The sequence below is a fragment of the Paraglaciecola sp. QJM3NY_14 genome, assembly GCF_056173245.1.
Genome location: NZ_CM149664.1, coordinates 1,802,683 through 1,824,875, shown reverse-complemented (window position 1 = coordinate 1,824,875; position 22,193 = coordinate 1,802,683). Strand labels below are relative to the sequence as shown.

Sequence of the window (22,193 nt, the reverse complement as noted above, 5' to 3'; positions counted from 1 at the left end):
TTATGCCTGTTGATGATGCAACTTAGATAACATACTGTGCAAACGATCGCGCATTTCGCGTCTATCAATAATCACGTCAATCGCACCTTTCTCTAATAGGAACTCACTACGCTGAAAGCCTTCAGGTAAGGTTTCACGAACGGTTTGCTCTATCACTCTAGGTCCAGCGAAACCAATTAACGCTTTAGGCTCTGCTACGTTAACATCACCCAACATGGCTAAACTGGCTGATACACCCCCCATAGTAGGATCCGTCATAACCGATATGTAAGGCAGGCCTTTCTCGCTCATTTTCGCCAATGCAGCACTGGTTTTTGCCATTTGCATTAGTGAAAGCAACGCTTCTTGCATACGCGCACCACCACTGGTAGAGAAACAGATAAGTGGCATGTTGTGTTCTAAACAGGCCTCAACCGCTTTCACAAAGCGCGCCCCAACTACTGACGCCATAGACCCACCCATAAAGGCAAATTCAAACGCAGCAACCACTACCGGCATACCTTTTAATTTACCTTGCATGACCACTAAAGCATCTTTTTCATTTGTGGCTTTTTGCGCAGCAACTAAACGATCTTTGTATTTTTTGGAATCTTTGAATTTCAGTAAATCTTTCGGTTCAAGTTCGCTACCTAACTCGGTACGTTCACCTTGATCTAAAAATTGATTCAACCGAGCACGCGCAGAGACACGCATATGGTGATTACACTTAGGGCATACGCCTAACTGTTTTTCTAGCTCAGTCTTGTATAGAACCGCATCACACTGTCCACACTTAGTCCATATACCTTCAGGTACATTACTTTTAGTGGGTGATTTTGTACGCGGTAATATCTTTTCAATCCAACTCATTAATTTAAACCTTCTTTGGCAATCATATCGTTGTTTTTATTGAGGATATGCAACGACAGATGCAACGATTAATTTTCTAGGCACATTCAAACCGTATTAAAACACAGTTATCCAAAGTTACGAAAATAAAACTGGTCTTAGAAGTCATCCGCAAGGAACAAAGGCCCCATTTTCAGTTTTGGCAGTGCAAACGTTTCTGGATACGTAACGTGCACTAAATACAAACCGTTTGGTAGCGCGGTAATACCCGCTTTCGTTCTGTCTTTGACCTCTAATAATTCGTCTACCCACTCCACTGGCTTTTCTTTATGTCCAATAGCCACCAAAGTCCCCGTAATGTTACGCACCATATGATGTAAAAAAGCATTGGCTTGTACATCAATCACAATATAGTCGCCCATACGCTTAACGCGAATATGGGACATGGTGCGGGTCGCTGTTTTCGCTTGACAGTTCACTGCTCTGAACGAGCTAAAGTCATGTTTACCCACTAATTTTTGTGCGGCTTCGTGCATCAACTCATGATCAAGATCACCGTAGATATGCGTCACGCCATTAGCCAAAATACCGCTGCGCAACGTGTTGTTATAGATGATATAGCGATAACGCCTGGCAGTAGCAGAAAAACGTGCGTGAAAATCCTCAGGCACGGCTTTTACCCAACGCACAGATATTGTATCTGGCAAGTAGGTGTTGATACCCAGTGTCCATGCTCTATCAGGGCGCTGGCTAGTCGTCTCGAAATGGACCACCTGCCCTGTCGCATGCACACCCGCATCAGTGCGACCTGCACACACAACGCGGATAGGTTCGTTAGCAATACGCGTCAAGGCTTCCTCTAAGTGCTGCTGTACACTTATGACTTCATTTTGCCTTTGCCAGCCATGAAAGCGGGCACCATCGTATTCAACTCCTAACGCTATTCGCATTTAACTACTTACCTCTTTAAAAAATTGCTGTGTATTCTAAAACAGAAAACAGGAATGTGTTGCACTAACTTTGCGCTATACCCTCTCTTTTTTATAAAAATACAACCACGTTCCCTAAAAACAAAAAAGCGCGAATAACAATATTCGCGCTTACGGGGCAATCCATCACTTACTTACTTACTTACTTACTTACTTACTTACTTACTTATTTAATTAGCCATTAGTCATGCTTAAAATCAGTAGAGTGCAAATCATGTTTCTTCATCAACTTGTGTAAATCGGTGCGATTACGACCGGCAATTTCAGCGGCCCGAGTAACATTCCCGTCGGTCATTTTGAGCAGTTTTAGCAGGTAACTCTGTTCAAAAGCATCTCGCGCTTCGGTGAGCGTTGGCCATTTTTGCTCAGACGTCGACAGCGCTTGTTCCACAAGGTGCACTGCAATCACTGATGTTTGTGTTAATGCAACGCACTGCTCAACCACATTGACTAACTGCCGCACATTGCCTGGCCACAATTCAGTGGTCAACAGTTGCATGGCGTCATCAGAAAAACGGCTGACGCGCACTTCATGGCGCTCGGCGCTTTTCTTAAGTAGATAACGAGCCAGCAAGGGAATATCTTCTGAGCGTTCACGCAGCGTTGGCAGCGTTAAATTCACAACGTTTAAGCGATAATACAGATCCTCACGGAAATTCCCTTCACTCATTTCTGTTGCAAGATTTTTGTGAGTTGCCGAAATAATGCGAACATCAACGGGTATTTGTTTGCTGCTACCCACAGGACGAATAACTTGCTCTTGCAATGCACGAAGTAATTTAACTTGCAACGGCGTTGGCATGTCACCAATTTCATCTAAAAACAACGTCCCACCATCTGCTTCACGAAACAAGCCTTGATGTTCATTCACTGCGCCAGTAAAGGCCCCTTTGGCGTGTCCGAAAAGTTCAGACTCAAGTAGGTTTTCAGGCAAAGCACCACAGTTGATCGCCACAAACGGTTTATTCGCCCTTTTACTGGCTTTGTGAATGGCATTGGCCAATAACTCTTTACCCGTTCCACTTGCCCCGCTGACCAACACGCTGACGTCACGTTGCGCCACTCGGTGGGCTTGGTCCAACAACTGCTCCATTTGCATGGAACGCGTGATAATTTGCTCACGCCAAGCACCTGTTTGCGAGCCTTGGCTTTGACTCACCGCTTTGGCTAATAAGTCACGCAACTCGGTATGATCAATCGGCTTGGTAAGGAAACCGAAAACGCCTCTTTGGGTCGCCTCAACCGCATCTTGGATTGTGCCGTGGGCTGTCATCAAAATAACCGGCAGGTCTTTGCCCAAAGACATAATTTCTTCAAATAAACTTAAGCCATCTAACCCTGGCATTCTAAGGTCGCTTAATACCGCATCAAAATTTTGGGTATTCATCAAGCGCAGCGCTTCTTTGCCGCCTTCTGCACTTTGCACACTATAGCCTTCACCTTCTAAGCGAATAGCCATTAACCGTAGTAAACTTTCGTCATCATCTACGAGTAATATTTGTGGCTTTAACGACGCTTCAACTTTACTCACTTAGGATCTCCTTTAGCGTTATCCATAATTGACGCTTCGATTTTTAATAGCTGCTCAATTTGATTTCGCTGTTGTTCAATTTGCAGTCTTTGTTGATCAACCAACTCCTGCTGCTCTTCAATTCGAGTGGACTGGCCACCGTTAATCTTACTTAATGTCACCACCGCTGATTCTGACTCAAGCAACACCTGACTCGGGTGGTAAATCATGACACTGAGCATGTCTTGCATGCCCCCATCAAATTCTTTTATCAGGCTTAACGCCCATGACTGTGATCGCAACTTGTCTTGGTAAGGAGTATCTTTGCCCTGACAAAGTAATATTTTACGAAGTTGGTCTTGAGGGCTATCGGACAACAGAGCAATCTCTGCTTTACGTTGAGCCCATGTCATCTCATCGCCATCGAGCCAATAATTAAGCCAATAATGAATGTCGCAGTTTTTTTCTACGGACGCATCTGGCGTTTGGTATAGACAATAGTTTCTTTCGTGTAGTACTTCTTGGCGTTCAACATTCACATTATTTTCAGGTACCAATTTACACCCAGCCAAACTCAAAACGAGCAAGCTTATCCCTGCTTTAATTATTATCGCATTCATTACTTTTTCTCAGTTAAGGGGATTGAAACGCGAAAGCACACATCCGCATAATCCACGTCGACAATTTCAACTTTCCCTCGCATCATACGCGCACAATCGGCAACGATCGACAACCCTAGCCCGGAACCAATAATACGGTCATTACGTTTTCCCTCACCGCGATTAAATGGCTCGAATAAAATAGCCCTTTGTTCAGGTGATATTTTTTGCCCGCGATTTGAAACGTCTAACACCTGAACATGTTTTTCTTGGTATAGCTTAATATTAATTGGGCGGCCCTTGCTGCCATGGGCAATGGCATTTGACAGCAGATTGTCAAGAATACGCCTAAATAAGTTGGCGTCGGCGTACACTTGCGGCAACTCAATTTTCGTTTCCAACTCATGGTTGTTCTGTTGCAGTGCTAGGCGGTTGTCTGTAATAAAACCTTCCATCAAAGTGGATGTTTTTAACCACTGAAAATCAGGCTTTGCCTGCTGCAGTAATAAGTTGTAATCAAGCAACTGCATGATCAAGGTGTTAAGGCGATCTGTGCTGCTATTAAGCAAAGACATCACTTCCATTTGCCGATCGTTGAGCTCTCCAACCACTTGCTCAGTTAACAGTGAGCAGCCTTCTTTAATGCTCGCCAGTGGCGTTTTCAACTCATGAGACGCATGACGCAGCAACGCGTGGCGTAAGTGCTCTAGCTGGGTTAGCCTATCTGAAAGGCGATGTAGTTTGCGTTCAACTAGGATCAGTTCCTTAGGCCCCGAGTTAGAAATTTCAGGTAATTCGTCTTCTTGCAGCGATATGGCCTGAATAACATGCTCCAATTTTCGTACAGGGCGCAGAATCAGCTGACTACCAAAAATGATCAGTATCAAACTAATACTCACCAGCAAAGCCGTCAACCATGCTTGCGTTTGCTGAACTGAACTTACGTACGCTTGACGTTGTTTGATTCGGTCGTCGAGTAAAGAGTCCACACTCGCTCCCAACTCAGTCAACGCTCGGCGAAATTCAGCTAATTGCGCATCAAGTAACAATTCATCGCTCAACCTGTCGTAACTTCGAAACCACGTAAGGCGGTCGCTCAGTACGTTACATTCCCGGGAATTATCAAGTTTCACACATAGGCTACCGAGGGACTCAGTAAAGCGCTGGACGTATTTATCTGATAGTTCTTTCAACTCAGGTTTGTCTAACACGTGGTATTGGCGGATGAGTCGCTCAATATCCACTGAGAAACTTTCCAAGTTATTAACCCGCCGAACCATAGCCACTGAAAATTCAGCTTCGTTGGTGGCGATTTCTCCCATTCTGCCTAACGTAATCTGGCTATGCCATAACAGCACCACCAAAGGCACGAGCACAAGCGCAAAACTAACTAACGTAAGCTGGCGTAACGATCCAAGTTGCATTGGCAATCCTAACAATCTATTCCTTCCTAATTCGCCAGCATAATAACAAAAGGTGATGACACAAGGCAGTAAATATCATGGGGGTAACTGCCAATCCACTGTCAACCGGTATGGTTAGTTTATCCCACCACCGTGGGAACGCCTGACATGCAAACTCGTGAGCTCATGACGGCTGATAAGGCCATCACCGTTGATATCTATTCGACTAAAAGACTCTAGAATAATTGGATCTGCCACCGCTTCTTTGATGGATATCTCTCCATCGGCGTTTTTATCCAAACGTTGTAAAATGTCATCACCTGACTGATGTGGAATAGCCAAAGCAAAGCTACTCGAAAGAAGAAGGGAAAAGGAAATAGAACGGGAAAACGTAAGGGCGAGTTTCATAACTTTAATATCCGCAGCATCAAGGCAGTCATTGGGTTCGTTGGAATTACAAGTGGCATCCGTGCCCAGCAATTAGCGCAGCTCGTGAGCTTAGCTAAGAATAACAATAGCCATTAGTTGCAAACGCCATCGCAGCCAATAACAGTATCTGTATTGACTATTACTATTCTCACCGTGCCCACTATCCTTGCAGAATACCCGAGGAACCAGTCGGGAAAAGCACGATTACGCCTTTGGTATAACAATAATTGAGCCACAAATTAATAATCCATATTAATCAATTGGTTAACTGGATTTCTGAGGTTATTCTTAGAAGATAAAATGCAATAATGTCGCAAATTTAAGACAGGAGCCATGAAAGTTTTCACAGCCCAAATACGCTGCCGTAAATTCGAACAGCGCGGATGGTCTATATGCGCTTAAAGGTGTCTACTATCAGCAACACCCAGCGCTATAAGTTTATAGTTCGCCTGAAGCGGCAAGTTTACTTTTAATAAATTGGCTATGGGGTATATATAGCAAATCAGCTACTCGTCTAATCATGTGCTCTTCTTCAGGGTCAAGCACGTCATCCGAATAGGCTATTTTCCATAAGCCATCGATGATGCCACGTTTCTGTTGCACAGAACTGGTCGCGTTGATCACCCGCGTAAACTGAGAGAAATCAGTTGCCTGTGATGCCTTTTCTTTAGTCAATGCAAGCAGCTCGTTCAACTGACTGTCATCAAGGGAAAAATGAGAACGTAATATGTGCTCGTAAGCGTGTTGCTCCTGAGCACTAAAATCACCGTCAGCCCGCATCAGCTCATATAGTAAAACGGCTGTCGCAACTTCTTGTGAGCTCCCCTGACCTGACTCCTCATTTTGACGAGTCTTCTCTTCAAACCAATTTACTAATTTTGTAATCATAAACACTTCTCATAAGATAAGCCTTGCCTGTATATCTATTGATTATTAGGCAGAAAACAAGGGGACATACATCAAGTCACGATAAACAGTAGGCTTTAGGCGTTGAACACCACCAGATGTTTCAAATCTAACCGAATACCAATATGCTCACCTAGCGCGTGGTCGTGATGACTCGGCGCTAAACACAACACTTTAGCGCTTGGGTCATCATTCAACGCAAGCTCATAAAGTATATGCGCGCCTTTAAATGCGCGTGACAACACCATGGCTACATTAGGACTGCTGTCGTCATGAATTATATCATCAGGCCTAACGAGCACATCTAAGGTATGCGAATCAGAAAATAAGCGCGTTTGTTCGTCCGTTAGAGCGAAAACACCTAGCATTGTTGAGATATGGCTGCCGTCAACCACCTTTGCACGCAGTAAGGTGCCTTGCCCAATAAATGCTGCAACAAACTTGTCCACTGGACGATGATAGAGTTGATAGGCTGTCGCCCACTGCAGTAATCGCCCACCCTGCATGACCCCTATGGTATCAGCCATGGCGAACGCTTCATGCTGGTCGTGGGTGACCAACAATGCACTAGTGTCTTCATGCTTAAGGATGCGCCTGATATCTTGCGCTAAGTCTTCGCGCAGTTCAGCGTCGAGGCTGGAGAATGGCTCATCGAGCAGCAATAAATCAGGCTTAACTGCCAGTGCGCGTGCCAAAGCGACTCGCTGCTGCTGGCCGCCAGACAAAGAGTGAGTGTATCGCTCACTGATATCCGGTAGCCCTACTAGGGCAAGTAACTCATTCACCCGTCGGGCTTTTTCTTGAGGTGTACAGTTGTGCAAGCCAAAGCCAATGTTCTGAGCCACATTCAAGTGAGGGAAAAGTGCAAAATCTTGGAACACTACTGCCACTTTTCGTTTATCTGGGGCGATATGAGTGCGCACGCTGGCGACTTCAGCACCTCTTAACTGAATGTTCCCTTGGGTGACAGGCTCAAAGCCTGCGATAGCGCGCAAAATCGATGTTTTCCCGCAGCCAGAGGGGCCCAATAAACAGCCGATTTCCCCGGCGGATAACGAAAAAGACACGCCGTTGACCACCGTTTTAGTGTCATAGGCGACATTGATACTATGTAAACTAAGCATGTGAACTCGACTTGTGTTTGGTTGACTCCAGCGCCCGTGTTAACAATATGACGGGAAGTAGACCAACCATAACAATAGTGATAGCAGGCACCGCTGCATCTTGAAGTCGCTCTTCTGAGGCTAATTCAAATGTACGAACGGCAAGTGTATTAAAATTAAAGGGGCGCAATATAAGCGTCGCTGGCAATTCTTTTAGTACATCAACAAATACTAACAATAAAGCACTTAGCACACTGGCCCGTAGTAAAGGAACATGCACCTTTTTGAGTACCGAAAAAGAAGACAAGCCCATAGAGCGTGCCGCATCATCCATACTGGGTTTTATTCGCTGCAAGCCCGCTTCAACATTATGCATAGCGACAGCCAAAAAGCGCACAGAATAGGCGAGCAATAGCGCAACCAATGTGCCAGAAAAGATTAACCCTACACTGGTATCAAACCAGGCCTCCGTCAGTGCGTTTATCGCGTCATCTGCTGCGCTTAACATCAGCATAGCGCCGATAGCAATAACGGTGCCTGGTATGGCATACCCTAAACTTGCCAGCTGGACTTGGCTATTGAGTAACCAGTGACTGCGTAGACGCTTAGCATAAGAAAATAGCAATGCTAAGCTTACAGCGATAAGCGCGGCGCTCACCGCCAAATAAAAACTGTTCCATATTAAAACCACAAACTGAGCGTCAATCTGCGAGGTAGCTCGCTCTGCCGCCCAAATGATCAGCTGAGCACACGGGACAATAAACCCCAATGAAACAGGAATTAAACACGCCACCACAGCCCAAAAACTCTTGATGGGAGACAAATTGATACGTTTCACACTTTGTTGTTTTTGCCCCTGATGAAAATAGCGTAACCGGCGTCTAGAGTGTTTTTCTATCAGAAGCAGCACTAACACAAAACTTGTCAGCACAGCTGCCAATTGCGCAGCGCCTATCGCATTCCCCAAGCCATTGAAGGTGCGAAAGATTCCCGTAGTAAATGTGCTTATGCCAAAGTACTGGACGGTACCGTAATCAGCAAACGCTTCCATCATTGCAAGCGCCGTTCCGGTTAAAATGGCAGGTCGCGCTAAAGGAAAAGCGACTTTACAAAAATAAGCAAAGCCACTTACGCCCATACTGCGGCTTGCTTCATAAAAGCTGGCCGATTGTTCACTAAAAGCGGTACGCCCAAGCATGTAAACATAGGGATATAACACCAGTGATAACATCAATATAGCACCGCCCACTGAGCGCACATCAGGGAACCAGTAATCGTGATAGGTCCAATTGAAAAACGCACGCAGCTGCATTTGTAACGGCCCAGCTACATCTAGCATACCTGTGTAGGTATACGCCAAAATATAGGCAGGCATTGCCATGGGCAAAAGGATCAACCACTGTAATGCCCCCCGCCCAGAAAACTCATATCTCGCGACCAACCACGCTAAGCTGGTCCCCACAAGTAATGTCAGGGCGCCAACACTGAAAGCAATTATAAGCGAGTGATAAACGTAGTCACTGAGTACAGTGTCGATTAGGTGTTGCCATAAGGCTTTTTGCGGGATGAATATGCTGCTAAAAATCAAAAGAACCGGCACTGCCAAAAGTAAACTAAAGGCAGTAACGGTCCATAACCAAGGCTCGCGCCAAAGACGGGTTTTCAAATCAAGGGATCTAATGCGAAGAATGCTAGCGGATTATTTCCAGCCTGCTTTATCCATCAGCACAACCGCCTGACGATTTAACTCCCCAACCTTTGACAAATCGATATCTTCAGCTTTGAAATCGCCAAAGGTTGTTAACACCACACTTTGCTCTACATCGCTGCGCAGAGGATATTCATGATTAGTCTTTGCGTACCACTCTTGGGATTCTTCTTGAAGCATAAAACTCACTAGTTTTTGCGCAGACGCTGCATTTGGCGCGTATTTGGTGATTGCTGCACCAGAAATGTTAACATGAGCACCACGGTCTTGTTGATTTGGCCAAATCACCTTTACTTTACTGGCGGTGTCACGTGTCGCCTCGTCGCCATCACTGGCCATGCCGGCCAGATAATAGGTATTGGCAATGGCTACATCACATTGGCCTGCTACCACTGCTTTAATTTGATCTCGATCCCCCCCTTTTGGTGTGCGTGCAAAATTCTTCACAAAAGCGTTTAACCAAGACTGAGTTTGCTCTTCACCAAGCTGTGCGATCATAGCCGCAACCAATGACTGATTATAAATATTACTTGAAGAGCGTACGCAAATTCTGCCTCGCCACTGCTCATCGGCTAAGTCTTCAATACGAGTTAACTGAGCAATATCAACACGCTCTGGAGCCACCATCATCGGGCGAGCCCTTAGGGTAAAGCCTATCCAATTGTTGTCTGGGTCAATGTAATTTGGTGAGATTAAATCTTTGAACTCATCAGTTTGAATGGCTTGGGTTAAACCTTGTTCTTTCGCTCGGTGAAGTCTGCCTACATCTGTCGTAATCAGAATATCAGCAGGGCTGTATTTACCCTCACTTTTTAAGCGCGTAATAAGGGCATCCGCTTTACCCGTCACTAAATTTACTGAGATACCAGAGCTGGCACTGAATTTATCCAAGAGCGGTTTGATTAACGCCTCTTTTCGGGCTGAGTACACATTGAGTTCTTGCGCTTCGGCCAACGCACTCATCGAAATACAACTAACTAAACCAACCAATTTAAGAAATCGTTTCAAACTCATACCCTGCATAAGTAATATTTTAAGAATGGCCACCAGCCTAACCTAATTGAGAATAATTATCAATTAGCCGAAAGCTATTTCCCTTCGAACATAAGATAATGACTTTCGCCCATTGCTAATGCTTCATACGTACGCTGGGCCACGCGGTTTTCGCGTTCCACATACAAGCGATAACCGCAAACGTTACCGGCCTTCTCGCCAAAAGATTTCACTTGATTATACAGAGCACTATACAAACCTTTTCGGCGATACTGAGGCACAATGTACACACTTTGTATCCACCAAAACTCGCTATTTCGCCAATCACTCCATTCGGTTGTTACCATTAAACTGCCAACTACCTGCCCCTCTATTTCTGCGACCAGATAAAACCCTTTGCTAGCATCATTTATTAAGTTGCTGACCCCTAGAGTTAGAACATCGCTATCGAGTTGTTTATCTTCAGTTTCTTTGGCCATTAATTGATTGAAATTAACGAGTGACTGAATATCACTGACCTGTGCTTTCCTGATGATGGTTTGTAGCTGTGTTTGCATTTTCTGCCTCATACGTTAATTGTCACTTCAACTGCATTGCCAGATTCAAAATATCGTACTGAATCCGACAACTCATTGACTAGCTGGATGCCTCGCCCAAAGCAATTCTCTACATCCACTTGCTTAGAATACTGCTGGTAATCAAAACCAGATCCGGAGTCGCGTACCACGATAATCAAGCGTCTCTGTGCAGGCTCGTACGTTAGCGTAATCGTAATCTGCGCCTGGTTCAATTGCGCCAACCTCTGCATACGCAAGTCAAAATATGCTTCAAAACCTTCGGGGGAGTGCTTTAGATTTGAATCTAACTGCAATACTCCGTGGTCCAGTGCGTTATTGTATAATTCACTCACCAGGGTAAATAAGCGAGCATGTAAACCATACATACCTATTTGGCTACAAACCATATTGATTACACTTTTCACGGGATCAGTTTCAATTATCGTTTCAGCATCAAGAGTAAGGTTTAATTTAAAGGGTACATGTGTAACCTGCTGACGCCGTGCGAGCGCAGACAGAGACTGACAGGTATAAGATACGCAGGTGAGATCGTCTAGGGGGTCTGTATCTTGGCTAAAATGTGTAATGTGTTCAAATAATTCAGAAACTGACATATCCGCTTTTTGGGCAATCCAGTCCGTAATAGGCGCTTCACCTAGCATATTTTTCTCGTCGTCCGTGATCTCAATTACACCATCTGAAAACGCCAGTAAACGTTCACCCACTGAGCTTTGATGCCGCTGAACATCCTTACCCATTTCGTGGGGTTCTAATATGCCCAGAGCCATGTGCTGAGACCCAAAGCGCTTAATGACTTGCCCATTCAAATCAAAAAGTAGAAGATCCGGCATCCCACTGTTCCATATCTCAAAGCGCGTACCAGTGCTGCTAACATGCACAATCGCTGCGGCAAAAAACATATCTCCAGGTAATAGTTTGAGTAAAGTTTCGTTTAAGGTTTGAGCCATTTCAAACACTGACAATCCTTTACTCGCCATAGTATGAAAGGCTTGAGAGACGGGCAACGCACCGATCGCCGCGGCCAAGCCATGACCAGTAAAATCCCCGATCAAGTAATACAGCCCGCCATTAGGGCTCGCGCTAAACAACAATAAATCGCCATTAAAATCTGTCGCTGGCATGAGCGTAAAATCTATATACGGCAACAATTTTTTGTCGTTAGTCACTGCATTCGAAAAGATGTGCTCAACAATTTTGTGCTCTCGCTCCACCGCACTGCGGTAAAAAACCAGTTGTTGATTTTGCTCGTAGGACTTTTTGCTTAATTCGCGTGTGCGTGCATGGGCACTGATTTTGGCCGCTAAAATGGTTTTATTAAATGGCTTGGCGACGAAGTCATCACCGCCTACCTCTAAGCAGCGCACTAAGCTTTCTTCATCATCCAGTGCCGTGATGAAGATAATGGGTAAATAGATATCACCGGCTTGTTCTTTGAGTATCGGTGCGACTTCATACCCATTCATGTCGTCCATCATGACATCGAGTAAGACCAATTCTGGATTGATCCGCTTAGCCAATGACACTGCCTCGTGGCCACTTTCAGCCTCGTAACAATTTACATAACCCTTTTGTTCGAGCATATGCAAAAGTAAAAATCGATTAAGGGAGTCATCATCGACTATAAGTATACGCATAAATACGATCCGGTCGGTTAATCGTGTTAGTGGCTAAGTGATCTCGAATTTTTTATCGAAGCGTGCAATTTGTAAAATTTTAAGCACTTGAGGACGGGTATTAATAATCTTGAAGCTCGTCACCTTACCAGATAGCAACTTTTGCATATTAAGCAACATGCCCAGCGCTGAGCTATCCATGTAAGCGGTTTTATGCAAATCGATGATCACCGCTTCAACATCTTCAATATCGGTGGAAAAGGCCACACGAAAGTCTTGCACTTTTCCAAAATCAAACACTTCATCAGCTACGACTGTTAATTGTTTTTTATCAGCTGAAAATCTGCGCTCCAAACTCATACTCACTCCCTAACACTGCACTTCATTACCGGTATATTAAATAGCAGTTTGCTCATTTTGCCTATAAAGATCAGCGCTTTTTTAATAGAATCATGTTTTTAACCTTATCATTCAAGTCAAAGCGATAGTGAAAATGAGCCAAGATAACCTTGTATACAGTACAGATGGGGGCAGAGTTGAGACTAAAAAAATCCAGCCTGCTCGCCCTCAAACTGATGGAATTATTAGGATCCGCCGAGAAACCAAAGGCCGCAAAGGTAAAGGCGTTACCACCCTTTCCGGCATGGATATGGACGCAACGCAAATTAAAGCCTTGTGCTCAGAGCTAAAAAAAATGTGCGGAACCGGTGGTGCAGTAAAAGATGCCATTATTGAAATCCAAGGGGATAATAGAGATAAAATTAAGCTTGCGCTGGAAAAGCGCGGCTACACTGTAAAGCTCGCCGGCGGATAATTCGTCACACTAGCGCTATAAAAAGGTTTACCATGCAAAAAATTTTGTTAGCTGACTTAAGCATTATTTTAGTCGAGCCATCCGATACTCAAAGAAAAATCATCAGTACGCTGTTACATAAAGAAAATGTCGAAAATGTTAACGCCGTTGGCACGGTGGCAGAGGCAATAGAAGCCATTCAAAAGCAAGGCGCAGATCTTGTTGTCAGCTCTATGTACTTAGAAGATGGCACTGGCCTAGATATTTTAAAAGCCATAAAAAACTCCCCTGAACTGTGTGCCACTCCCTTTATGCTGGTGTCATCAGAAAACAGACCTGAAAAGCTAGAAGAGTTTAAACAAGCCGGTGTTGCCGCAATGTTACCCAAGCCGTTCAGCACAGAAAATTTATCCCGAGCATTGAAAGCATCTCTTGACCTGATTAACACAGAAGAATTAGATCTCGAGTTATTCGATGTACGTCGAGTGCGGGTTCTGTTGGTGGATGACAGCAAATTAGCCCGCAATCATATTAAACGTGTACTACAAGGGCTGGGGATTGAGCAGATAATTGAAGCCGAAAATGGTGCAACGGCGTTGAGTAAACTTAAAGAACACACCTTTGATTTAGTAGTCACTGATTACAATATGCCTGAAATGGATGGTAGAGAATTATCAGAGTTCATCCGTTTTAACAGTGAAACCTCTCATATCCCTATTATTATGGTTACTTCTGAATCTGTTAATAGCTTGCATATGGCCAACATTCACCAGACAGGGGTGAATGCTCTATGTGATAAGCCCTTCGAAGTCGAACAAGTGAAGATGCTACTTATTTCCCTTTTGGAAGAGTAATTTCGTATTCAAAACTTAGATTTTTAACCTGTTTATAGGGATTTAAGAGCCTAAAGGCTATTTTGGCATAAGGTAATGATTGACATAAGCCGCACGAGTTAATAGATTCGATAGCTTAACTGATAATAGTTCCAGTGCGCCAAGCCTGTGTTAAATCATTTATATACAAAGAACTTATGCCTTACCAAAAAGGCTTTTTAACCCGTTTATGGAAGTGAGTAAAATGTCAGTCGTGGAGCTAGATACACTAAGAGAACAAATTACCTCAATTGATCAGCAGTTACTTAAGCTGCTCGCAGAGCGCCAGCAATGCACCAATCAAGTAGCTGAAACGAAAATTACCCATCATATTCCGGTAAGGGATCATAAGCGCGAAGAACAGCTGCTTGTCAGTTTGATTAAGCGCGGTCAAGGCCACGGTCTCGATGCTCATTATGTGACTCAGTTGTTTCATGTGATCATTGAAGATTCAGTGCTTAATCAGCAAGCGCTGTTGGCTGAAAGAGCGAATCCGGGTAGTAGTCTGCCTCTTAATCGCGTGGCGTTTTTAGGGGACAAAGGCTCTTATAGCTATCTTGCGACACAAAAATATTTTTCGCGTCGCCCGGGTGAACTTTTAGAGATCGGCTGCCAAAGCTTTGGCGAAATCATCAAAAAAGTAGAAACCAACGAGGCTGACTACGCCGTATTGCCGATTGAGAATACCTCCTCTGGTAGTATCAATGAAGTGTACGACCAATTACAGCACACGCATCTGTCAATCATTGGCGAATTAACACACCCGATCAAACATGCATTGTTAGTTTCTAAAAATACCGACGTTCACCGCATTAAAACCTTATATGCGCATCCGCAGGTATTTGCCCAGTGCAGTCACTTTTTAGCTGAGCTCGGTAATGTGGAAGTCATAACCTGTGACGCCACATCAACAGCTATGATGACGGTGAATGAATTACAAAGTGAGTCAGTGGCCGCTATAGGCAGTGAAGCAGGTGGTGCTTTGTATGGTTTGCATGCGATCAAGTCTAACCTTGCTAATCAAAAAGAGAATCACAGCCGTTTCTTCGTGGTTGCGCGTCAACCGGTTAATGTGCCGTTGCAAGTTCCGGCAAAAACAACCCTAGTCATGTCTACAATACAAAAGTCTGGTGCATTGGTAGAAGCTTTAATGGTACTTAAAAGCAATAACATCAATATGACTAAACTCGAATCAAGGCCTATTACCGGTAATCCATGGGAAGAGATGTTTTACATTGATGTTGAAGGTAATATTCAAGATGGGCCTATGCAAGTCGCCCTCGAGGAGCTCAAAAATACCACTCGTTATTTCAAAATATTGGGCTGCTATCCCAATGATGAAATAAACCCGACCAAAATTGCGGCAGTAAATGCCCTTAAAGAAGAATAGTTAAAGCGACTTTTCACCTAGAGGGTGAGTCGATTTGACATAAAGAAGGCGCTAATTAGCGCCTTCTTTTCATTTTGTTGCGATAAACGCGATAGCTCAGCGCCAGCGCAAAGCATAGTGATGACGGCACTAACAACGCGTTAAAGCCGAAGTAGGTAAATAAACTGGTGCCCATCACTCCACCACTAATAAAGCCGCTGATTAATAATAAAAACAATATCATTTTGCGTTTATCAAAGGTTTTCTGTCGTAACCGTTCGCCTAGCATGATCCCCAAATCGGTGAAAATCCCTGTCATGTGAGTGGTCCGGATAATGGCTCCGCTGTAGGTGGTTGCTAGCGCATTTTGCAAACCACATGCAGCTGACGCAGTATAGTGACCAGCAGCGTAATTATCTCTAAGTAACCAAATAGATAGCAATAAAAGGCATCCTTCGGTGAAAAGTAAAAAGTCATAGTGACGAGATAACTTGAGAGTACGATTACGTAAGAAAAAGCCAGAGAAAGCCGCCCCCAGCATAAAGCTGAGCAGAATAGCGAAAAGGTGAAGCGATTCTTGCCACGACACATGGCTTAAACTTGCGCCAATCAGCGTTGCGGTGCCTGATAAATGAGATATAGCTTGATGGGTAAAGCCTAACAATCCTACTGCATTGACACTACCAGCTATCATAGCCAATATAAATGCGCCGTACTCCACCCACCTTGGTAAACGTGAAATCATGATGTTAAAACACTATTAATGGATGAGTCTTACTCGCTTATTGTACGATCGTCGTTCGCTTTAAGAAGTAACTTTTTGCTGTCTACCAACGATTGCTTTGAATAATCGCCAAACCAAGCGCCAATCTTAAAGAATAATTTAATAAACGAGCCTTTATCACCTTTTTTGAGCATATCTAACGCATGATCAAAGGTATCTCTGAAACTAGTGAGTACGGCAACACTGTCTTTATTGTTAAAAATGATATCCGTATATAAAGCAGGATCTTGGGCGAATAAGCGCCCAACCATAGCCAGTTCCAATCGATAGATTGGCGAACTGAGCGAGATAAGTTGATCCAGCGACGGGTTTTCAGTCAGCAGGTGCGCACCAAATACGTAACTAGAGAAGTGACGCATAACTTGAATAAACACCATTGAATCATCGTGCTCTTGAGCATCAGTTTCCTGTAATGCTGCCCCCCACACACGCATCTGCTGCAATAACCATTGGTATTTGTCTTCTTCACGGCCATGGCACACAACCACGACCTGTTTGACCATACTGGACACATCAGGACCAAACATAGGATGCAAGCCAACCACTGGGCCTCTATGGGCTTTGAGCATGGCAGCCAAAGGCAGCGCTTTGGTGCTAGTAATATCAGCAAGAATGCAATTCGTTGGCAAGTTATCTAGCTTGGCGATAATGTGTTCTGTTAACTTAATGGGTACGGCCACAAGTACCAAACTTGCCGAGGCGAACATCTCATCGGCCCTAGGCCAATCTTTTTGTTCAAGAACATCGACCTTGTAACCGCTTCGGGTAAACATATCTACAAAAATACGCCCCAGCGCGCCGCCGCCGCCAATAACAACAATATTGTTAACGTTTGGAGCGCAACACATATAGCGCTTATTTTGCGTGTGATAAGACTCACGCATAATTCGGCGCAATAGGTCTTCGACTAATGCAGGAGGAACACCTAATGCTTTGGCCTGTTCACAGCGCTGTTCGATCAACTCGGCTTCACGAGCGGGGACATAAATAGGCAAGCCAACCTTACTTTTATACACACCAACCTGTTCAGTCAGCGCAGCGCGCTTTGCTAACAGCGCCACTAGCTCAGAATCTAGGGTATCAATTTGGTCGCGTAATATTTCTAGTTCGGTTGGCATTCAAGTTCCTTTTAATTTGGGCTGTTAAGTTTATTTAACCGCAAAGGCAATACAGTAATAAGTTTATCACGCATGTGATTAATTAACTCATCTGTTGATTCCCAATTGATACAACCATCGGTGATAGACACACCATACTCTAGCTCACTAGGGGTCTTACCCTTATTGCTTTGATTGCCCGCATTCAAATGGCTTTCTAACATAATGCCAATCACCGATTGGTTACCACCGAGTATTTGATTCACCACATTTTGTGCTACCAATGGCTGGCGGCGGTAATCTTTACTAGAGTTTGCATGGCTGCAATCCACGACTAAACCAGCACTTAATTTTGCAGCGCGCATTTCTTCTTCACAATCTGCCACGCAAACAGAATCATAGTTTGGTTGCTTACCACCACGAAGAATAATGTGGCCATCTGGGTTACCTTGCGTTTGGATCACACTCACCTGCCCTTCGCCATTTATCCCCATGAAACTGTGACCTGAGGCCGCTGACTGCAGTGCATTAATAGCAATACCTAGGCTACCATCAGTACCGTTTTTAAAGCCCACAGGCATTGATAGGCCGCTCGCCATTTCACGGTGAGTTTGTGACTCTGAAGTACGCGCGCCAATTGCCGACCAGCTGAATAGTTCAGCTAGATACTGAGGGCTAATCGGGTCAAGCGCTTCTGTAGCAACTGGAATTTCAAGCTCAGCCAACCAAATGAGTAACTCCCGCGCTTTACGTAAACCTGTTTCAATATCAAACGTATCATCAATATGTGGATCGTTGATCAGCCCTTTCCAACCGACCGTCGTACGTGGTTTCTCAAAATATACTCGCATCACTATGTATAGCGTGTCTTTGCATGATTCATGTAACTCTTTGAGTTTAAGTGCGTACTCTTTTGCCGCTTCAATGTCATGAATTGAGCATGGTCCACTGATAACCAAAAAACGATGATCTCGACGATGAATAATGTCAGAAATAATTTGACGTGAAGATTGGATCACGGATAAAGCGTGGTCCGTAACAGGAAGCTCACTCTTTAAGGTTTCAGGGGTAACAAGTACCTGTTCAGAGGTAACGTTAATATTATTAATGTTGTCGCGTAACATAATCTTAGACTCACAAAGTAAAGGGTAAAACACGAACTGCATGGCAGTCGAACTGGAAATAACATGTTTAAAGCAAGCGGCCGATTAAATGTAAACATATAACTACAACTGCAAATTAACTTTTTATGTAATTTGATTGACTTTTTAACATTTGATAATTTTTTTCGCAAGATTTAATTGTCTTAATCGTTATTTCACTTGATTTACGCTCAAAAAAAATGCAAAAACTCCCTTTAATAACCAGTGCTTATGACTGCACATCAGTGTTTACACTTTCTACAGCAGATATAGAGTAACAAATTTGCGGTTGGGTAGCCGATCGCGATAGTCTTTCGCATTACTCACGTCAACGAGAGTAAGAACAATCACAATAAACAACATCGAACGATAATACAGTCGTCAAATTTTTAGCTCAGGGATCCCTATGAAAAAAGCATTACTCAGCCCAGTTGCATTGGCTGTTATGCTTGCTGCGTGTCAGCCCGACACCGCAAGCCAAACAAATCAGAACGCGGCGCAACAAAAAGCCAGCCAGCAAGACACTTCCCCATTAAATGGTGACATCACAAAAAACAACCCTTTATTGGCCAAGTCAAATGCCCCATTTGGTGTGCCTGAATTTTCAAAAATAACAATTGAACATTACGAGCCAGCATTTGATTTTGCTATTGCCCAAAACCAACAGGAAATTGACGACATTGCTATTTCGAGTGAAGCCCCGACGTTTGAAAATACCATCGAAGCGATGGAAAAATCAGGTCAAGCTCTTAATCATGTGGCGACTGTTTTCTACGCACTAAACGGCACTGATACCAGCACAGAGATGCAGAGCATTGCTAAAAAGATGTCTCCTCGCTTATCTGCGTTAAATGACGATATATATCTCAATGCTAAATTGTTCGCTCGCGTAAAATCTGTATATGAACAAAGAGATAACCTAGACTTGCGCGTGGATCAGAAAACCTTACTTGATGATAGCTATCAATCTTTTGTACGTGGCGGCGCTAATTTAAGCGAAGCAGATAAAGCGACACTGCGTGATTTAAACGGTCAACTGTCTAAATTATCTGTTCAATTTGGCGAGAATCTACTCGCTGAAACCAACGCCTTTGAATTGGTTATTGATGCCAAAGATGACTTGGCAGGATTACCCGATGACATTATTGCCGCAGCGGCAGTAACGGCCACTGAGCGGGGCCACGATGGGAAATGGGTATTTACTACTCACCGCCCTAGTAAAAATCCGTTTTTGACTTACGCCGAAAATCGCGATTTGCGCAAAGCCTTATACGAGGGTTACATTCAACGTGGAGACAACGATAATGCTGACGATAATAAAATGTTAGCCTCAAAAATAGCCTCTTTACGTTACCAAAAAGCCCACTTACTTGACTATAAAACTTATGCGGATTTTGTGCTTGAAAAAGCCATGGCGAAAACCCCGGAAAACGTTTATGGCTTATTGGACCAAGTATGGCCAGCGGCATTAGCCCAAGCGAAAAACGAAGTAGCAGATATGCAAGATATGATCAAAGCAGAAGGCGACGACTTTACGCTCGCAGCTTACGATTGGTGGTATTACGCTGAAAAAATTCGCAAAGCCCGTTACGATCTGGATGCCGCGCAAACTAAGCCGTATTTCTCTCTTGATGCAACCCGCGAAGGCGTTTTTTATACAGCTGGAAAGCTTTGGGGAGTAACCTTTAAAGAGCGCCAAGATATTCCCAAATATCACCCAGATGTGCGTACCTTCGAAGTGTTCGACAAAGACGGCTCTAGCATTGGCGTTTATATGACGGATTACTACGTACGCGAAAGCAAACGTGGTGGCGCTTGGATGAACTCCTACCGTAAACAGCAAAAAATGTTTGGCGAGAACGTTAAGCCAATTATTTACAATGTGCTTAACTACCCTCGCCCTGTAGGCGACGCGCCGGTTCTGCTTACGTTTGATCAAGCATCGACCTTATTTCACGAATTTGGTCACGCTATACAAGGTTTGTTATCTGATGGTTACTATCAATCGCAAACGGGCACTTCATTACCACGTGATTACGTAGAGTATCCGTCGCAAGTGATGGAAAACTGGATGATGGAGCCTGATGTTTTGGCGCAGTTTGCCAAGCACTATAAAACCGGTGAAGTGATCCCTCAGACTCTGATTGATAAAATTCAAGCTGCGGGTAAATTCAATCAAGGTTTTGCTACCACAGAGTACATGGCGGCAGCATTACTGGATATGAAATGGCACACCCTTGAAACGGCCACTGAACAGGATGCAGATGCGTTTGAAAAGGCTGCGATGGATGAGATTGGCTTGATCCCGCAAATTACTCCTAGATATCGTACAGGCTATTTCTCGCATATATTTTCCGGTGGGTATGCGTCAGGCTATTATGGTTACATTTGGTCAAACATTTATGATGCTGATACATGGCAAGTGTTTAGCCAAAACGGCATTTTCGATCAAGACACTGCGAGCGCCTATCGTGCACATGTTCTTGAAACTGGCGGCACGGAAGACCCGATGATCATGTATCGTCGTTTCAGAGGTCAAGATCCAAAAGTATGGCCTTTGCTTGAGCGTCGTGGTTTGCTGTCTGATGAGCAGTTAAAAACAATGAAAGCGCAGTAAGTCACTATACGACTAAATAAGTATGTAAAGCCCTGTCTAGCAGGGCTTTTTTTGTGTCTGTTGTAAGCCTATCTAATTCCCTGATTTTCAAGTATGTAAGCATATGCTCCCTGTAGCATCTGTGCGCTATGCACGTCACCGCCTTTATCAGGATGGTGCTGATGAATAAGCTTCAGATATTGGCGCTTCACTGCTTTTAATGGCGCATTAATAGGAAGCGCTAACACGGCATAACTTTTCTCGAGCTGTCGTGTATTACCGTACTTTTTTTGCGCGCAGCGATGCTCTTCTTGCAGATAATTTAGCCAAAAGCTATCCAGCAACGTTTCCACCTCAGCTTGGGAGGTCTCTGTGAGGTTATCCCAATCCAAGTAATACTCCGCCAAAGGATCGGCTGTCGAAAGACTATTATTGTTGCCCTGCGCATTGAGCGGTAGCGGTCGAATATTGAGCGGTATAGGTCGGATATTGAGAGTATAAATATCGATATCACCAATACCCTGCTCTCGCCAAGTTTGCCGTAACTGATATAACCCATTGAAGAGCACAAAGTGAGTGCGAAATAGAGCTAAGGGCTCACTCAATGTTAACGATGAAAATAGCGCAGCGTTATCTGAACTTGGCTGCACTGACAAGTGTTCACTAGAAGTGCCATTTGAACGCTCATAAGCGTTTTCGGCTTTCCACTGCTCAAATTTAGCAGTCGAGGCCGCTTCAGACTCACCTGACGAAGTCTGCATGCATTTCAGCAAGTTGTATTCACTTATTCCTTCGGGATGGGCAAGCAATAATGCTTCGACAACACTAAGTAAAGACTGAGTAACCATTTGCCATTTTTCTTTCACTGAAACATGGCTCAC

At 44.2% G+C, this 22,193-nt stretch carries 21 protein-coding genes; 4 read left to right on the top strand and 17 right to left on the bottom strand.

Annotated features, from left to right (window positions below):
- From accD to AC0VYA_RS07790, 13 genes are all read right to left on the bottom strand, one after another.
- Nucleotides 1-849: an acetyl-CoA carboxylase, carboxyltransferase subunit beta gene (accD, locus tag AC0VYA_RS07850; RefSeq protein WP_473479824.1), complete on the bottom strand. Its 849-nt coding sequence runs from the start codon at nt 847-849 to the stop codon at nt 1-3.
- A 137-nt stretch (nt 850-986) separates the two neighbouring features.
- The gene (truA, locus tag AC0VYA_RS07845; protein WP_011574435.1) at nt 987-1,778 is read right to left on the bottom strand and encodes a tRNA pseudouridine(38-40) synthase TruA; all 792 of its coding nucleotides are present in this window, start codon (nt 1,776-1,778) and stop codon (nt 987-989) included.
- 220 nt (nt 1,779-1,998) lie between these two features.
- The gene (locus AC0VYA_RS07840) at nt 1,999-3,348 is read right to left on the bottom strand and encodes a sigma 54-interacting transcriptional regulator (RefSeq protein WP_006994077.1); all 1,350 of its coding nucleotides are present in this window, start codon (nt 3,346-3,348) and stop codon (nt 1,999-2,001) included.
- On the bottom strand, nt 3,345-3,947 hold the full coding sequence (locus tag AC0VYA_RS07835) for a hypothetical protein (protein WP_475490620.1): 603 nt from the start codon (nt 3,945-3,947) through the stop codon (nt 3,345-3,347). The genes AC0VYA_RS07840 and AC0VYA_RS07835 overlap by 4 nt, the downstream gene beginning before the upstream one ends.
- Nucleotides 3,947-5,350 carry an ATP-binding protein gene (locus AC0VYA_RS07830; RefSeq protein WP_473479818.1) on the bottom strand — a complete coding sequence of 468 codons (1,404 nt, stop codon included), beginning with the start codon at nt 5,348-5,350 and terminating at the stop codon, nt 3,947-3,949. Before AC0VYA_RS07830 ends, AC0VYA_RS07835 begins: the two co-directional genes overlap by 1 nt.
- Nucleotides 5,351-5,464: 114 nt before the next feature.
- Nucleotides 5,465-5,737: an EF-hand domain-containing protein gene (locus AC0VYA_RS07825; RefSeq protein WP_041714338.1), complete on the bottom strand. Its 273-nt coding sequence runs from the start codon at nt 5,735-5,737 to the stop codon at nt 5,465-5,467.
- A 459-nt stretch (nt 5,738-6,196) separates the two neighbouring features.
- A complete protein-coding gene (locus AC0VYA_RS07820) occupies nt 6,197-6,646 on the bottom strand; it encodes a tellurite resistance TerB family protein (protein WP_011574430.1) in 450 nt (149 codons plus the stop codon).
- Between the two features lie 95 nt (nt 6,647-6,741).
- Complete coding sequence (locus tag AC0VYA_RS07815) at nt 6,742-7,788, bottom strand: ABC transporter ATP-binding protein (RefSeq protein WP_475490619.1); 1,047 nt, start codon at nt 7,786-7,788, stop codon at nt 6,742-6,744.
- Entirely contained in the window at nt 7,781-9,433 is a 1,653-nt protein-coding gene (locus tag AC0VYA_RS07810) for an ABC transporter permease (protein ID WP_475490618.1), read from the bottom strand. The genes AC0VYA_RS07815 and AC0VYA_RS07810 overlap by 8 nt, the downstream gene beginning before the upstream one ends.
- Before the next feature lie 33 nt (nt 9,434-9,466).
- A complete protein-coding gene (locus tag AC0VYA_RS07805) occupies nt 9,467-10,483 on the bottom strand; it encodes an extracellular solute-binding protein (RefSeq protein ID WP_475490617.1) in 1,017 nt (338 codons plus the stop codon).
- A gap of 80 nt (nt 10,484-10,563) precedes the next feature.
- The gene (locus AC0VYA_RS07800; RefSeq protein WP_041713552.1) at nt 10,564-11,025 is read right to left on the bottom strand and encodes a GNAT family N-acetyltransferase; all 462 of its coding nucleotides are present in this window, start codon (nt 11,023-11,025) and stop codon (nt 10,564-10,566) included.
- An 8-nt stretch (nt 11,026-11,033) separates the two neighbouring features.
- Entirely contained in the window at nt 11,034-12,680 is a 1,647-nt protein-coding gene (locus AC0VYA_RS07795) for a SpoIIE family protein phosphatase (protein ID WP_475490616.1), read from the bottom strand.
- Nucleotides 12,681-12,713: 33 nt separating this feature from the next.
- The gene (locus AC0VYA_RS07790) at nt 12,714-13,019 is read right to left on the bottom strand and encodes an STAS domain-containing protein (protein ID WP_006994065.1); all 306 of its coding nucleotides are present in this window, start codon (nt 13,017-13,019) and stop codon (nt 12,714-12,716) included.
- A 133-nt stretch (nt 13,020-13,152) separates the two neighbouring features.
- Here AC0VYA_RS07790 and yciH point away from each other — a divergent pair, with 133 nt between their 5' ends.
- The 3 genes from yciH (at nt 13,153) to pheA (ending at nt 15,714) form a co-directional block, all read left to right on the top strand.
- On the top strand, nt 13,153-13,473 hold the full coding sequence (gene yciH, locus AC0VYA_RS07785) for a stress response translation initiation inhibitor YciH (RefSeq protein ID WP_011574424.1): 321 nt from the start codon (nt 13,153-13,155) through the stop codon (nt 13,471-13,473).
- Nucleotides 13,474-13,505: 32 nt separating this feature from the next.
- A complete protein-coding gene (locus tag AC0VYA_RS07780) occupies nt 13,506-14,306 on the top strand; it encodes a response regulator (RefSeq protein WP_011574423.1) in 801 nt (266 codons plus the stop codon).
- Nucleotides 14,307-14,514: 208 nt separating this feature from the next.
- The gene (gene pheA, locus AC0VYA_RS07775; RefSeq protein ID WP_011574422.1) at nt 14,515-15,714 is read left to right on the top strand and encodes a prephenate dehydratase; all 1,200 of its coding nucleotides are present in this window, start codon (nt 14,515-14,517) and stop codon (nt 15,712-15,714) included.
- A gap of 55 nt (nt 15,715-15,769) precedes the next feature.
- On the opposite strand, the gene AC0VYA_RS07770 is transcribed toward pheA, so the two are convergent.
- The 3 genes from AC0VYA_RS07770 to AC0VYA_RS07760 are packed head-to-tail and all read right to left on the bottom strand — an operon-like array spanning nt 15,770 to nt 18,698.
- Complete coding sequence (locus AC0VYA_RS07770) at nt 15,770-16,438, bottom strand: DUF1275 family protein (RefSeq protein WP_473479796.1); 669 nt, start codon at nt 16,436-16,438, stop codon at nt 15,770-15,772.
- Nucleotides 16,439-16,467: 29 nt separating this feature from the next.
- Nucleotides 16,468-17,595 carry a bifunctional chorismate mutase/prephenate dehydrogenase gene (gene tyrA, locus AC0VYA_RS07765; RefSeq protein ID WP_011574420.1) on the bottom strand — a complete coding sequence of 376 codons (1,128 nt, stop codon included), beginning with the start codon at nt 17,593-17,595 and terminating at the stop codon, nt 16,468-16,470.
- 11 nt (nt 17,596-17,606) lie between these two features.
- Nucleotides 17,607-18,698 carry a 3-deoxy-7-phosphoheptulonate synthase gene (locus tag AC0VYA_RS07760; protein ID WP_006994631.1) on the bottom strand — a complete coding sequence of 364 codons (1,092 nt, stop codon included), beginning with the start codon at nt 18,696-18,698 and terminating at the stop codon, nt 17,607-17,609.
- Between the two features lie 424 nt (nt 18,699-19,122).
- Between AC0VYA_RS07760 and AC0VYA_RS07755 the strand changes: the two genes are divergently transcribed.
- Nucleotides 19,123-21,333, top strand: coding sequence for a M3 family metallopeptidase (locus tag AC0VYA_RS07755; RefSeq protein ID WP_475490615.1), 2,211 nt, complete (start codon nt 19,123-19,125; stop codon nt 21,331-21,333).
- 68 nt (nt 21,334-21,401) lie between these two features.
- On the opposite strand, the gene AC0VYA_RS07750 is transcribed toward AC0VYA_RS07755, so the two are convergent.
- Nucleotides 21,402-22,193: a DNA-J related domain-containing protein gene (locus AC0VYA_RS07750; protein WP_475490614.1), complete on the bottom strand. Its 792-nt coding sequence runs from the start codon at nt 22,191-22,193 to the stop codon at nt 21,402-21,404.

Excerpts from the sequence above, each read along its gene's own strand:
- accD (WP_473479824.1), bottom strand. The coding sequence starts at position 849 with ATGAGTTGGATTGAAAAGATATTACCGCGTACAAAATCACCCACTAAA.
- truA (WP_011574435.1), bottom strand. The coding sequence starts at position 1,778 with ATGCGAATAGCGTTAGGAGTTGAATACGATGGTGCCCGCTTTCATGGC.
- AC0VYA_RS07835 (WP_475490620.1), bottom strand. The coding sequence starts at position 3,947 with ATGAATGCGATAATAATTAAAGCAGGGATAAGCTTGCTCGTTTTGAGT.
- AC0VYA_RS07830 (WP_473479818.1), bottom strand. The coding sequence starts at position 5,350 with ATGCAACTTGGATCGTTACGCCAGCTTACGTTAGTTAGTTTTGCGCTT.
- AC0VYA_RS07825 (WP_041714338.1), bottom strand. The coding sequence starts at position 5,737 with ATGAAACTCGCCCTTACGTTTTCCCGTTCTATTTCCTTTTCCCTTCTT.
- AC0VYA_RS07820 (WP_011574430.1), bottom strand. The coding sequence starts at position 6,646 with ATGATTACAAAATTAGTAAATTGGTTTGAAGAGAAGACTCGTCAAAAT.
- AC0VYA_RS07815 (WP_475490619.1), bottom strand. The coding sequence starts at position 7,788 with ATGCTTAGTTTACATAGTATCAATGTCGCCTATGACACTAAAACGGTG.
- AC0VYA_RS07800 (WP_041713552.1), bottom strand. The coding sequence starts at position 11,025 with ATGCAAACACAGCTACAAACCATCATCAGGAAAGCACAGGTCAGTGAT.
- AC0VYA_RS07795 (WP_475490616.1), bottom strand. The coding sequence starts at position 12,680 with ATGCGTATACTTATAGTCGATGATGACTCCCTTAATCGATTTTTACTT.
- AC0VYA_RS07790 (WP_006994065.1), bottom strand. The coding sequence starts at position 13,019 with ATGAGTTTGGAGCGCAGATTTTCAGCTGATAAAAAACAATTAACAGTC.
- yciH (WP_011574424.1), top strand. The coding sequence starts at position 13,153 with ATGAGCCAAGATAACCTTGTATACAGTACAGATGGGGGCAGAGTTGAG.
- AC0VYA_RS07780 (WP_011574423.1), top strand. The coding sequence starts at position 13,506 with ATGCAAAAAATTTTGTTAGCTGACTTAAGCATTATTTTAGTCGAGCCA.
- pheA (WP_011574422.1), top strand. The coding sequence starts at position 14,515 with ATGGAAGTGAGTAAAATGTCAGTCGTGGAGCTAGATACACTAAGAGAA.
- AC0VYA_RS07770 (WP_473479796.1), bottom strand. The coding sequence starts at position 16,438 with ATGATTTCACGTTTACCAAGGTGGGTGGAGTACGGCGCATTTATATTG.
- tyrA (WP_011574420.1), bottom strand. The coding sequence starts at position 17,595 with ATGCCAACCGAACTAGAAATATTACGCGACCAAATTGATACCCTAGAT.
- AC0VYA_RS07760 (WP_006994631.1), bottom strand. The coding sequence starts at position 18,698 with ATGTTACGCGACAACATTAATAATATTAACGTTACCTCTGAACAGGTA.
- AC0VYA_RS07755 (WP_475490615.1), top strand. The coding sequence starts at position 19,123 with ATGAAAAAAGCATTACTCAGCCCAGTTGCATTGGCTGTTATGCTTGCT.